The following is a 12,022-nucleotide window of genomic DNA, read 5'->3' as shown; positions in this document are numbered from 1 at the left end:
GCCGCGCCCTTCGTATTCCCCCTCTCCCGCAGGGGCGGGAGAGGGAGGGGTGAGGGTGGGTTTTACGGCCGCAGGCCGCGCTCAAGCCGTTGCCAGCCGGCGTAGAGCCGAAATCTGATCGGCGATCCGAGGGGGCAGTGGCTCGGAGCCGGCCAGGATCGTCCGAATGAAGTCGGCGTTGGCTTCGGGCTCGCAAGCGGGAGACAGCGCCCAGTCCAGATCCTCGTTGCTTGCCGGGTTGAGATCCAGGCCTTGCCCGTTCGCGAAGCCTTGCAGGTGGGCCTTGCGCCGCAGGTGCAGGTAGGCCTCGCCTTCGCTGGCGCGCATGAGGAGGGCGCGTCCGTCGTCTGCGCTCAACCGGGGCAAGGCCTCGCCCATGCTGTCCACGTATTCCGGGTGGGTCACGGCGACCACGCGCACACTGCGTCCCGGCAGCGGATCCAGCAACTTGGCGACGCTGTGGCTGCTGTTGCGCAGGCCCATGCGCGGGCGTAGCGACATCATCGCGTCGAGGCCGGGATGGATGACTTCGGTCGGCAGGATGGCCAGACGATCCGAGGCCAGGCGTCGGCCGGCCTCGTCCACGTCCTGGGCGACGGGCAGCGCCAAGGCCTCGAAGAGCTCGAACGGGCTGATGCGACTGTCGAAGTCGTGCCGACCGTGGATCAGCACCGGGATGCCCTCACGTGCCAGCAGCATCGCCACCAGCGGCATCAGGTTGGCCTGCTTGCGCGCGCCGTTGAAGGTGGGCAGCACGACGGTCCGGGGGCCTGCCGGTGCGGCCACGCGGGCGGCGCCGGTTTGCATCGCCTCGACGAAGCCGAGCAGCTCGTCGAGGCTCTCCCCCTTGATGCGCATCGCGATCAGGATCGCACCGCGCTCCAGGTCGGGCACGGTGCCGTCGAGCAGGGCGGCGAAGAGTCCGCGCGCCTGCTCGCGCGTCAGGTCGCGGGCGCCGCGAGCGCCTCGGCCGATTTCCTTGAGGAGGGGGGCGTAGTCCATGCGTCCTTCCGTTGAGGGACGCAGTTTAAGAGTGCCGCCCGGAGGCCTGCGGGAACGCTGGTCGCCGCTTGGGCGTCGCCCATGGCCTCGGCCTCGGCGTGAGACCTGAGGTCCAGTTCCCCGAACAGGTCCTTCGGATCGTCCATCGCGGGCACCAGGGCCAGTTCGCGTCCCAGTCCGAGCGCCTCGGCGCGGTCGCCCAGCCAGCGCAGCGTCGCGAAGTCCTCGAGCGCGAAGCCGACCGAATCGAACACGGTGACCTCGTCGGCGCTGCGTCGGCCGGCGGCTTCGCCGCGCAGCACGCGCCAGAACTCGGTGACGGGGAAGTCCGCCGGCATCTGCTGCACGTCGCCTTCGATGCGCGACTGCGGCTCGTACTCGACGAACACGTTGGCCTGCGCCAGCACGTCGTGGTGCAGTTCGGTCTTCCCGGGGCAGTCGCCACCGACGCCGTTGACGTGCATGCCGGGCTCGATCATGTCGGGCGTCACGATGGTCGCGTTGCGCTTGTCGGCCGTGACCGTCGTGATGATGTCGGCGCCGCGCGCCGCTTCAGCGGCATCGCGGCAGCGGATCAGCGTCAGACCGTCGATGCGCGACAGATGACGGACCAGCTTGTCCGTCGCGGCCGGGTCGACGTCGAAGAGGCGGATCTCGTCGATGCCCAGCAGGTGGTGGAAGGCCAGCGCCTGGAACTCGCTCTGCGCGCCGTTGCCGATCAGGGCCATCTTGCGCGAGCCGGGACGTGCCAGGTGTTGCGCGGCCAGCGCGGAGGTGGCCGCGGTGCGCAGCGCCGTGCTGAGCGTCAGCTCCGACAGCAGCGCCGGCGTGCCGGTCGCGACGTCGGCGAGCACGCCGAAAGCCATCACGGTGGGCAGGCCCACGCGGTGGTTTTTGGGGTGGCCGTTGACGTACTTGAAGCTGTAGAGCGAGGCATCCGAGATCGGCATCAGCTCGATCACGCCGTCGTCCGAGTGGTTGGCGACGCGGGCGCTCTTGTCGAATTCGCTCCAGCGGACGTAGTCCTCGGCGATGTAGCGCGCGAGGGTCTGGAAGCTCTGGGCGATGCCGTCGTGTCGGACGACGCGGGCAACGTCAGGCGTGAGGAGGAGGCGGGTCGTCATCGGCGGACTCATGGCTGTGGGAATGCCTCCATTCTTCGGATCGGCGTGTCAGCAGGAAGCCAGAGAACTGATCAATAATCGAAGCGCCTTGTGCATTTCGTCAGCGAACCCTGGCGTTTTGCTGTGAAATCCGGGTTAACCCTGGGCGATGCGCGCGCAATGCGGCCGCCGGTGCACCAACATGGACACACTCGACCATCAACTCATCGCGCTGCTGCGCCAGGACGCCCGCGCCAGCATCGCGACGCTCGCGCACAAGCTGAAGGTGTCGCGCGGGACGGTGACCAACCGGCTGACCAAGCTGGAGGACAGCGGCCAGATCGTCGGCTACACGGTGAAGCTGCGGGCCGACGTGGCGCAGCCGCACATCACGGCCTGGACGAGCATCGCGGTGGAGGGCAACCGCACCCGCGAGGTGGTCGGCATCCTGCTCGGGGAGCCTGGCGTGGCGGGGCTGTTCGACACCAACGGGCGGTGGGACCTGCTCGCCGAGCTGCGCGCGGACAACCTCAACGAACTCGCCGAGATCCTCGAGCGCGTGCGCCTGATCAAGGGCATCGGCGCGACCGAGACCAGCATCCACCTGCAGACCTACAAGCTCGCTTGAGCCCATGAGCCCATGAGCCCATGAGCCCATGAGCCCATGAGCCCATGAGGCTAATGAGGCCCATGAGGCCCATGAAGTCCTTGAACGCCGGGTCGCGCCTGCGCGTCAGCGATCAGGCGCGTCAACGCTTCGGGGCGGACGCCGGCGCGTCGTCGTCGTCCGGTTCGGGGGCGTCGGGTTCGAGCTGGAAGCGGCCGTCGCGCAGCTCCATGCGCGTGCGCTGCACCACCGCGCGCAGCGCGTTGCACGCGCCTTCGTTGAAGCGCAGCACGATCTCGACACGCGGGCCGCGCCCGGGGCTCAGCACGCTGACGCCGGAAGTCTGCGGCGACGCCGTCGCGCCGCAGGCGAGCGGCCCGGGCTTGTTGTCGAAGCCGAGCTCCGCGCCGAGTTGCATCTCGCCGTCGCGTTCGAGCACCAGCCGTTCGGTGCGGCTCTCGCCGCCGCGGTCGACGTCGTAGCGGCGGCTGCGCAGGATCCAGTGCTCGTCGGCGATCTGCAGCAGCTGCAGGTCCTCGTCGCCGGAGCCCGGCGCGCCCGGCATCAGCAGCAGGCCCTTGGCGCGAAGCTTCCAGCGGCCGGCCTCGTCGGCGGCGAGCACCGCGGCACCGAGCGCGGGCACGCAGGCCGCGCAGCGGAACTGGTCGCGCGGGCCCGGCGTCAGTTGATACACCAGCATCAGCTTGTCGACGTTCGATTCGACGTAGCGCCCGCGGAACACCTCGCGGACTTCGGCGCGCAGCGTCGGCGAGCGTCCGCCGAAGAACGCCGCGGCGCGGCCGTCGCGCCAGGTGTTGCCCCCGTAGACCAGCTTCATCGCGGTGGCGGCGTCAGGCGGCTTGTCGACCGCGACGGGGACCTGCGCGCGCACGGGCGCGGCCACCGACAGCAACAGCAGCAGCGCCACGGCACTCAAGCGACGCAGGGGGCCGACGCAACGGGGGTGGGCGGAGGGCTCGTGCACGAAGGGCGGACTCGGCGTGTGGCGAAGCCGCGATCATCGCCGAGCTTCGCGGCCCCGCGGGTACAGTCCCCGCCCATGAGCCGTACCGACGCCACGCCCCCGGTGATCCGCAGTCTGCTGGAGACCGATCTCTACAAGTTCACCATGTGGCAGGCGATGCTGCACCGGTATCCGCAGGCGCAGTCGGAGTACCGCTTCGCGTGCCGCAACACGCCGCAATACCCGCTGGCGGAACTGGTGGAGGACCTGGAGCGCGAGATCGACCACCTGTGCGCGCTGACCTTCCGCGCCGACGAGCTCGAGTACCTGAGCCGCTTGCGCTTCATGAAGCCCGACTTCATCGACCTGCTGCGCATCTTCCGCTTCCAGCGCGCGTTCATCACGGTGCGCGCGGACGGCGAGAAGCTCGAGATCGTCGTGCGCGGTCCGCAGGTCCATGTGATGGCCTTCGAGATCTTCGTGCTGGCGATGGTCAACGAGCTGTACTTCCGCCGCTTCGATCAGGCCGCCGCGATCGAGGAGGGGCGTCGTCGGCTCGCGCAGAAGATCGATCTGATCCGGACCTTCGCGCGGGAGGAGGCGCCGCGCCGCCACCCGTTCCAGTTCTTCGACTTCGGCCTGAGGCGGCGTTTCTCCGGCGCCTGGCACGAGGAAGTCCTGCGCACGCTGCGCGACGAGCTGCCGGAGACCTTCCGCGGCACGTCCAACGTGCTGCTGGCCAAGGAGCTCGGTCTGGTGCCGATCGGCACCATGGCGCACGAGTACCTGCAGGCCTACCAGGCCACCGGCGTGCGGCTACGCGACCACCAGAAGGCCGCGCTGGAGGACTGGGTGCAGGAGTACCGCGGCGACCTCGGCATCGCGCTGACGGACGTCATCGGCATGGACGCGTTCCTGGCCGATTTCGACCTCTACTTCGCCAAGCTCTTCGACGGACTGCGCCACGATTCGGGCGATCCGGTCGAGTGGGGCGAGAAGGCGCTCGCCCACTACGACCAGCTGCGCATCGACGCCAACACCAAGCGGCTGGTGTTCTCCGACGCGCTCGACATGCCGAAGGCGCTGGCGCTGTACCGCCACTTCGCGGACCGCGTCCAGCTGGGCTTCGGCATCGGCACCAAGCTCAGCAACGACGTGGGCCTGCCGACGCTGAACATCGTCATCAAGCTCACCCACGTCAACGGTCAGCCGGTGGCCAAGCTCTCGGACAGCCCCGGCAAGACCATGTGCGAGGACCAGACCTTCCTGGCCTACCTGCGGCAGGTGTTCAAGGTGCCGACGCCGGTCTGAGCGATCAGGCGGGCGTCCAGCGCGGCGCACGACCCGGAGCCGCGGCCGCGCGGGGCTCGGGCATCAGTCGCGATGCGCCGTGATCCGATGGATCACCGGCCCCGCCAGCAGCGGTGTCGGTTTCCCCTCGACCCAGTCCTGATGCCCCGCGCCGTAGAACGGCGACATCGGATGGCCGCTCTGGCCGCCCGGCATCGAGAGCCAGCCCTGTTCCTCGCGACCGGGCGACACGACCAGCCTCTCCGACTGTCCGAAGGCGGGGCCGGCGACATGTGGGAGGTTGCTGTCGCCGCTCTGCGGCACCGACGGCATGTCGAGCCAGCGCGACAACGCCGGGATGGCCTTGGCCAGCGGATGCTGGATGCGGCTCGCGTTCTGCGCGCCCCAGGTGGCGCCGCCGAGGTTGCCGTCCGGTGCGACCTCGCGCACCGCGCCGTCCAGCTGCGCCAGCAGCAGCGCATCCCAGCTCGCGAACGCGGCCGGCAACAGGTGCGGCGGGCGCTCGTCGACGGCGCGTGCGGCGCTGTATTCGAACTGGTTGCGCCAGCGGATGCGCCGCTTCGGATCGAGCTGCCGCTCGCCGAGCGACGGCAGCGTCCAGGCGTCCCACAGCGTGTCCAGCACCCGCAGCCGCGCCTGGCGCACCAGGCGGTAGGCCGCGGAATCCGCATCGGCGCGACCGTTCCAGTTCTCGAGCAGTTGCACGAAGGCCCGGTGCGTCGGATTCGCGCCGGCATCGGTGCGCGAGGCCGCCAGCAGACGCGCCGCCCAGGTCTTCATGAAGCGCGCCTCGTCGTCCTGGTGGATGGCGCCGAGGGAGCCCTCGTCGTGCTTTTCCCGGGCCGAGAGCCGGTCGCGGATCTGCTGCGCGCGGGCGCCCAGGTCGAAGCCGCCGTCGCCGAGCAGCTCACCCGGCGCGCCGTCGAGCTGGCGGTTGTTGGCGGTCCACAGCTGACCCTGTGCCGGCGACAGCACCTGGGGCGCGCGATCGGGCGCCAGCCAGTCGCGCCGCATCGCCGACGGCGCGATGAACCGGCCGTAGCCCTCGGGCAGCCCCGGCTGCGCCCACAGCCGCCCGGCGACGGTCCAGCCGATCTGGCCGTCGCGATCGGCGGCCAGCAGGTTCTGGTGCGGCATCCCGGCGCGTTGTGCGAGCGCCAGCGCATCGCTGACGTGCCGCACCTGCAGCATGCGGTCGAGTTCCAGGTTGTAGGCCGCGCCCTGGTGGGCGATCCAGTGCAGCGCGAAGCGGCGTCCGCCGTCGACGGTGACGATCGGTGCGTCGCCGACCTCGCTCACGTCCAGGGTCACCGCCGGACCGGCGTGGACCTCCAACGTTTCGGTCCGCGTCGAGACCTTGGCATCGGGCGGAACCTCGATCCAGTCGAACCATTGCCCGTAGGCATTCGTGAAGCCCCAGGCGACGGCGCCGTTGGAACCCACCACCAGCGCCGGCAGGCCGGGCAGCGTCACGCCGGCGGCGCGCAGGCCGCTCGGGCCGGCGCCGATCTGGAACTGCGCGCGGTACCAGATGCTGGGCACGCCCAGGCCCAGGTGCATGTCGTCGGCCAGGATCGCGCCGCCGTGCGTCGAGCGCGAACCCGCCACCGCCCAGCTGTTGCTGCCCAGGACCGGCAGATCAGGACTGGACATGCGGCTGGACATGGCGCTGGCCGGTCCGCTGGCGGAAGAAGCGGAAGAGGCGGGCGAGTCGGGGACGTGTGCCTTGCTCACGTCGAGCTGCGCCGAGGTCGGCATAGTCGGCGCCGGCAGCTGGCTGCCGTCCAGCGCTGCGTCCCAGCGACCGCCGCGCGGGCTGAGCCAGTCGAAGAGGGCATCGCCGGCGTGCTCGCGCAGCGTCGCGCGTTCGAAGCCCGCGTCGAAGCTGCCCGACTGCAGCATGAAGTACATCTCCGAGATCACGAGCAGGGAGTCGACCGGCGTCCAGTCCTGCGGCCTGGCGCGCAGCAGCAGGTACTGCCAGGGCCGCATCGGCAGCGCATGGAGGCCGGCGTTGACGCCTTCCGTGTAGGCAAGCAGCAGCAACCGGTCCTCGCCGGACAGTCCTTCGAAGCGATCGGTCAGACGTGCGCGCAGACGGTGGACGCGGCGCGTGCGGTCGCGCTCCAGCGCCTTGGCGCCGAACAGCGCGGACAGCTCCCCGGCCGCCGAACGGCGCGTCAGGTCCATCTCGAAGAAGCGCTCCTGCGCGTGGGCGAACCCCAGGCCGCGCGCCACGTCCAGTCGCGTGCGGCCCTCGACGACCAGCGTGCCCAGCGCGTCGCGACCCAGGCTCACGGGCGCGCTCAGACCGGGAATCTCGGCGTCGCCGTCCAGCTGCGGCAGGCTGGCGCGTACGCACGCCCACGCCGCGATGGCCAGCGCGACCAGCAGGAACGGCAGCCCGGCCAGGCCCCGTACGGTCCAACGCCGCAGCGCGCTCTTTCCACTCATGGGTTCTCCTCGTTCGGGCGTCGATTTTCGGGCTCGATTTCCGGGGCGCGATTGTGCGTGCGCGCTGCAACAGCTTTGCTACAGAGCTTCCCTAGAATCCCGCGCCATGCCCCGAGACGATCGCGACCATACCAAGCCTGTCACCGCCACGCTGGCGCTGCCTTCCCGCCGCCGTTGGCTGACCGCCGCCGGCGCGCTGGGATTGAGCGCGTTGAGCGCGTTGAGCGCGTGCTCGACCTTCACGCCGTCCTCGGCGCCACCGCCGGTCGTGACAACACCTGACCCTGAGCTGCCCACGCCGGTCACGCCCAAGCCGATCCCCAAGCCGCCGCGCGTCGGGCTGGCGCTGGGCGGCGGCGCGGCGCGCGGCTTCGCACACATCGGCGTGATCCAGGTGCTGGAGGAGAACGGAATCAAGGTCGACCTGGTCTGCGGCACCTCGGCCGGCAGCCTGGTGGGCGCGCTCTATGCCGCGGGTCGCACGGGCAAGGAACTGCAGACGGTCGCCGAGGCGATGGACGAGGGCGCCATCACCGACTGGACCTTCCCGATGCGCGGATTGATCCGCGGCGAGGCGCTGGCGCGCTACGTCCGTCAGATGACGGGCAATCGCGGGCTGGAGCAGCTCCCGCTGCCGCTGGGCATCGTCGCGACGGACCTGGGCGACGGCTCGCCGATCCTGTTCCGGCAGGGCGACGTGGGCACGGCGGTGCGCGCGTCGAGCGCGGTGCCGGCGGTGTTCCAGCCGGTCAAGATCGGCAACCGCGAGTACGTGGACGGTGGCCTGGTCGCGCCGGTGCCGGTGCGTTTCGCCAAGCAGATGGGCGCGGAGTTCGTCATCGCCGTCGACATCGGCGAGCCGCCCGATCCGAAGATCCCCGGCGACGCGATGCGCATGCTGCTGCAGACCTTCTCGATCATGGGCAAGTCGATCAACCAGTACGAGCTGCAGGGCGCGGACGTCGTGCTGCGGCCGAAGCTGGACGGCTTCAGCGGATCGGACTTCACCACGCGCCGCCGCGCCATCGCGCTCGGGCGCGAGGTGGCGACGGCGATGCTGCCGGAGATCAGGCGCAAGGTCGCGGCGAAGACGCGCTGAATGCTGTCCGCACAGCGTTTACAAGCCGGGAGCCGGGCGCTTCTTGGTGACCAGCAGCTCGTGGACCAAATGCATCGCCAAAGGATTTTCCCCAGGCTTCATGTCTGCGACCTTTGGCTTGGATGTCCGGATGGCGATCTTTGAATTGGGCTTGGAGTTCAGCCATGAGTCGCTGACCGGGAGGCCCCAACGTCGATGGTCTTCCGCCACCTCTGCGCTCGATATAAGCGCTTGCTCCACATCCAAGGGCCAGTTCCAGCCAGGTAGTTGGAAGAAGTCGAAGCGACCGTTCCCTTGCATCTTGATCGCAAGAGTGGCGCGCCCCTCGGTATCCACTTGCACGTTGTTCCCGAGGGCACTTGCAAAATTGTTCACCACCACGATCTCGTCATTCTTGATGGCGACGGCTGCAACCCTCGATTCGGCGGGGGCAGGGCCGAGATACTCCTTACCTCTCACCGCGAATTCGACGTCGATTTTCGCGGGGTCGGGCAACTGCACCCGCAGGATCCACGCGGGCTCGTCCTTGGCCTCCCAGGGGGATAAGACGAGCAAGTGTTCTAGGAACTCATTTTCCTTGCCAACACTCGACCCAACCGGTTTTTCGATGCGTTGGAATTCCGGCGAGCTACACCAATGCTTCGGATCGTCGTATCCCGTGCTGGTTCCTCCCATGCGCTTCCGATAGATCTTTCCGCACACCAAGGGGTCGATGGGGTTCGTCGAAGCGGACGTCGTGGCGGGCAGACACGTGGTGCCGTTGTCGGACCTGCACATGACGTCCTTGTAGGGTGTGGTGGCGAGCTGCATGTCGAACCCCAACGGGGCATAGCTCTTCCACTCGGCGAACAGGTTGGCGTAGACCCTGTTGCACCAGTGTCCTTCGACCTGATACCCCGTCCGCTTGTGTTCCTTGCGGCCCCAGCGCGCGTCGTTGCATTTCAATGGCTGTGCTTTCTCCTTAACCGGCACGTCGATGCTGCAAGCGTTCTTTTTGCTGTTCTCGCTGTAGCAACTCAGATGGCCATCGGCTTCGAGGCGATAGTAGTGACCATGCCACTCCTTCCATTCGGTCGGCAGTGATTGTGCTGCCGGCGTGGTCGATGCAGTGTCCGCAAGGGCGACGCCAGCGGAGGAAACGAGGACGGTCGCCAACGCGATGCGGCATCGCGAGGTGAAGCGAAGAGACGTTCGCATGATCGGAAGACTCCGGAGGTTGAGGAGGTCCGATCAGTAGTCATCCGCATCGAGTGCGCATGACAACCCGAGGCGCGCGGTGACGCCAGGCGCCGGAGCCGGCGCTCCCGCTCAGAGTCGTTCGCCGCGCGCGCTCGCCTCGATGAGCTTCTCCAGACGCGCCAGCTGCGTCTCCGGCTTCTTCGCGCTGAGGATGTGCCAGATGCTGGTGCGGCGGTAGCCGTCCGGCTGCGCCTGGAAGAAGGCCCAGGCCTTCGCATCGCGCATGAAGATCACCTCGTGCGAGGGCGAGAACTCGACCAGTTCCTTGGGCTGCTCGAAGGCGTACACGCGAGAGCGCTCCTCCTGCCGGCGCTCGAACGCCGCGAGGCCGGCGGGCTTCATCCGGCCTTCCTGGATCAGCGCTTCGGCGCGGCCGATGTTGACGGCGCTCCAGATGGACACCGCCTTGCGCGGCGTGAAGCGGATCTTGTAGCGCTTGTCGTCGATGCGGGTGCGCACGCCGTCGATCCAGCCGTGGCACAGCGCCTCGTCGACCGATTCGGGCCAGGCGAGGCTCGCCTCGCCGGTGGCGCGCTTGTGGAAGCCGACCAGGACCTCGGTGGCCGTGGCGGCATGCTCGTCGAGCCAGTCGCGGAACGCCGCGGCACTGGCGAAGAAGATCGGGGTGCGGGTGGCCATGGGGCGGAAGTATGCCCGCGCCCCGGCCCCCGGGCGGTCAGGCGACCTTGAACACCGAGACGACCTCCGACAGACGCTGCGCCTGCTCGCGCAGCGAGCCGGACGCGGCGGTCGACTCCTCGACCAGCGCGGCGTTCTGCTGCGTCATCTGGTCCAGGTTCGCGACGGCCTGGTTGACCTGCGCGATGCCGTCGCGCTGCTCGGTGGCGGCCGCGGCGATCTCGCCCATCAGGTCGGTGACGCGGCGCACGCCGTGGACGATCTCGTCCATCGTGCGACCCGCTTCGGCGACGTCCGACGTGCCGGCTTCGACCGTCTCGACCGAGCGGTTGATCAGCGTCTTGATCTCCTTGGCCGCCTCGGCGCTGCGCTGCGCCAGCGAGCGCACTTCGCTCGCGACGACCGCGAAGCCGCGGCCCTGCTCGCCCGCGCGAGCGGCCTCGACCGCGGCGTTCAGCGCCAGGATGTTGGTCTGGAACGCGATGCCGTCGATGGTGCCGATGATGTCGGCGATGCGGGTCGACGAGGCGCTGATCTCCTGCATCCGCGACACGACCTGTCCGACGACCTTGCCGCCGCGCGCGGCCGACTCGGCGGCGCTGCCGGCGAGCTGGTTGGCCTGGCGCGCGGTGTCGGCGGACTGGCCGACGGCGCTGGTCAGCTGCTCCATGCTCGACGCGGTTTCCTCGAGGTTGGCCGCGGTCTGCTCGGTGCGCGCCGAGAGGTCCTGGTTGCCGACGGCGATCTGCGACGAGGCGCTCGACACCGATTCCACGCCGTCGCGCACCTGCGCGACCACCGACTTCAGCTGTCCGACCATGCGCATCAGCGCGGTCTGCAGCTGCGCCACTTCATCGCGGCCCTGGACGTGCAGCGTGCGGGTCAGATCGCCCGCGGCGACCGCCTCGGCGATCACGACCGAGGCCGCCAGCGGCCGGGTGATCTTGCGGGTGATCACGAAGCCCAGCGTCGCGCCGATCGCGACGGCCAGCAGCGTCATGCCGATGATCATCCAGCGGCTGCGGTCGTAGATCTGGTCGCCCAGCGCGTCGGCCGCGGCGGCGCCGGCGGTGTTGATCTCGACCAGCTCGTCCACGGCCTTGCCCATGGCTTCATACGTGGGCAGGCTGTCCACGGCCAGCAGGTGCTTGGCGGTGTCGTCGTCGCCGCGGACCGCGGCTTCGACCAGCTTGATGTTGTGCGCGTCATAGGTCGCCCACAGCGTCCGGATCTGCCGCAGCTTTTCGCCCTCGGCGGGCGAGGACACCATCGGCTCATAGGCCTTCAGGCGCTGTTCGATGGTCTGGCGGCCCTGCGCGATCTTCTCGGCGTAGGTGGCGCGTGCATTGCCCTCCGTCAGCAGCAGCCGGTACTCGCGGGTGCGCAGGCGAGTGACCTCCTGGTTGATCGACTGCGCCACGCGGGACGACGGCAGCCAGTTCGCCGCCATGTCGGTGGCGGTGTCGTTGACCCGGCCCAGTTGGAACAGGGCCAGGCCGCCCAGCAGGGCGGTGATCAGGAGAACGCAGAAAAAGGCCAAGCTGAGCTTGGCGCCCACGGACAGGCGGTCGAGCATGAGGAACTCTTTGCAGGAGAGGAACCCG

10 protein-coding genes are annotated in these 12,022 nt (G+C 69.1%); 3 read left to right on the top strand and 7 right to left on the bottom strand.

The window, feature by feature from the left end; translation table 11 throughout:
- Window positions 1-81: 81 nt before the first annotated feature.
- Window positions 82-1,002: a DNA-binding protein YbiB gene (ybiB, locus tag ABE85_RS15375; protein WP_067276308.1), complete on the bottom strand. Its 921-nt coding sequence runs from the start codon at window positions 1,000-1,002 to the stop codon at window positions 82-84.
- Complete coding sequence (locus ABE85_RS15370; protein ID WP_082939046.1) at window positions 942-2,126, bottom strand: ornithine cyclodeaminase; 1,185 nt, start codon at window positions 2,124-2,126, stop codon at window positions 942-944. Before ABE85_RS15370 ends, ybiB begins: the two co-directional genes overlap by 61 nt.
- Before the next feature lie 181 nt (window positions 2,127-2,307).
- On the opposite strand from ABE85_RS15370, the gene ABE85_RS15365 reads away from it, so the two are divergent.
- Window positions 2,308-2,733, top strand: coding sequence for an Lrp/AsnC family transcriptional regulator (locus tag ABE85_RS15365; protein WP_067282820.1), 426 nt, complete (start codon window positions 2,308-2,310; stop codon window positions 2,731-2,733).
- A 121-nt stretch (window positions 2,734-2,854) separates the two neighbouring features.
- Here the strand turns inward: ABE85_RS15365 and ABE85_RS15360 are convergent, their stop codons facing one another.
- A complete protein-coding gene (locus tag ABE85_RS15360; RefSeq protein ID WP_067276305.1) occupies window positions 2,855-3,640 on the bottom strand; it encodes a hypothetical protein in 786 nt (261 codons plus the stop codon).
- Between the two features lie 132 nt (window positions 3,641-3,772).
- Here ABE85_RS15360 and pncB point away from each other — a divergent pair, with 132 nt between their 5' ends.
- A complete protein-coding gene (gene pncB / locus ABE85_RS15355) occupies window positions 3,773-4,987 on the top strand; it encodes a nicotinate phosphoribosyltransferase (protein WP_067276302.1) in 1,215 nt (404 codons plus the stop codon).
- A 63-nt stretch (window positions 4,988-5,050) separates the two neighbouring features.
- On the opposite strand, the gene ABE85_RS15350 is transcribed toward pncB, so the two are convergent.
- Window positions 5,051-7,441, bottom strand: a complete 2,391-nt coding sequence (locus ABE85_RS15350; RefSeq protein WP_067276300.1) for a penicillin acylase family protein — start codon at window positions 7,439-7,441, stop codon at window positions 5,051-5,053.
- A 106-nt stretch (window positions 7,442-7,547) separates the two neighbouring features.
- Here ABE85_RS15350 and ABE85_RS15345 point away from each other — a divergent pair, with 106 nt between their 5' ends.
- A complete protein-coding gene (locus tag ABE85_RS15345) occupies window positions 7,548-8,540 on the top strand; it encodes a patatin-like phospholipase family protein (RefSeq protein WP_082938641.1) in 993 nt (330 codons plus the stop codon).
- Window positions 8,541-8,558: 18 nt separating this feature from the next.
- Here the strand turns inward: ABE85_RS15345 and ABE85_RS15340 are convergent, their stop codons facing one another.
- From ABE85_RS15340 to ABE85_RS28765, 3 genes are all read right to left on the bottom strand, one after another.
- Entirely contained in the window at window positions 8,559-9,737 is a 1,179-nt protein-coding gene (locus ABE85_RS15340; RefSeq protein ID WP_157522472.1) for a hypothetical protein, read from the bottom strand.
- 111 nt (window positions 9,738-9,848) lie between these two features.
- Window positions 9,849-10,418, bottom strand: coding sequence for a YdeI family protein (locus ABE85_RS15335; RefSeq protein WP_067276296.1), 570 nt, complete (start codon window positions 10,416-10,418; stop codon window positions 9,849-9,851).
- A gap of 37 nt (window positions 10,419-10,455) precedes the next feature.
- Entirely contained in the window at window positions 10,456-11,994 is a 1,539-nt protein-coding gene (locus ABE85_RS28765; protein ID WP_067276289.1) for a methyl-accepting chemotaxis protein, read from the bottom strand.
- Window positions 11,995-12,022 lie beyond the last annotated feature (28 nt).

This window comes from Mitsuaria sp. 7 (assembly GCF_001653795.1).
In the GTDB taxonomy this organism is placed as follows: domain Bacteria; phylum Pseudomonadota; class Gammaproteobacteria; order Burkholderiales; family Burkholderiaceae_C; genus Roseateles.
The sequence above is the reverse complement of the archived record's forward strand: the minus strand, read 5'-3'. Positions and strand labels throughout refer to the sequence as shown.

What these genes read in the sequence shown, in the direction of transcription:
- ybiB (WP_067276308.1), bottom strand. Translation starts at nt 1,002, where the DNA reads ATGGACTACGCCCCCCTCCTCAAGGAAATCGGCCGAGGCGCTCGCGGC.
- ABE85_RS15370 (WP_082939046.1), bottom strand. Translation starts at nt 2,126, where the DNA reads ATGACGACCCGCCTCCTCCTCACGCCTGACGTTGCCCGCGTCGTCCGA.
- ABE85_RS15365 (WP_067282820.1), top strand. Translation starts at nt 2,308, where the DNA reads ATGGACACACTCGACCATCAACTCATCGCGCTGCTGCGCCAGGACGCC.
- pncB (WP_067276302.1), top strand. Translation starts at nt 3,773, where the DNA reads ATGAGCCGTACCGACGCCACGCCCCCGGTGATCCGCAGTCTGCTGGAG.
- ABE85_RS15350 (WP_067276300.1), bottom strand. Translation starts at nt 7,441, where the DNA reads ATGAGTGGAAAGAGCGCGCTGCGGCGTTGGACCGTACGGGGCCTGGCC.
- ABE85_RS15345 (WP_082938641.1), top strand. Translation starts at nt 7,548, where the DNA reads ATGCCCCGAGACGATCGCGACCATACCAAGCCTGTCACCGCCACGCTG.
- ABE85_RS15340 (WP_157522472.1), bottom strand. Translation starts at nt 9,737, where the DNA reads ATGCGAACGTCTCTTCGCTTCACCTCGCGATGCCGCATCGCGTTGGCG.
- ABE85_RS15335 (WP_067276296.1), bottom strand. Translation starts at nt 10,418, where the DNA reads ATGGCCACCCGCACCCCGATCTTCTTCGCCAGTGCCGCGGCGTTCCGC.
- ABE85_RS28765 (WP_067276289.1), bottom strand. Translation starts at nt 11,994, where the DNA reads ATGCTCGACCGCCTGTCCGTGGGCGCCAAGCTCAGCTTGGCCTTTTTC.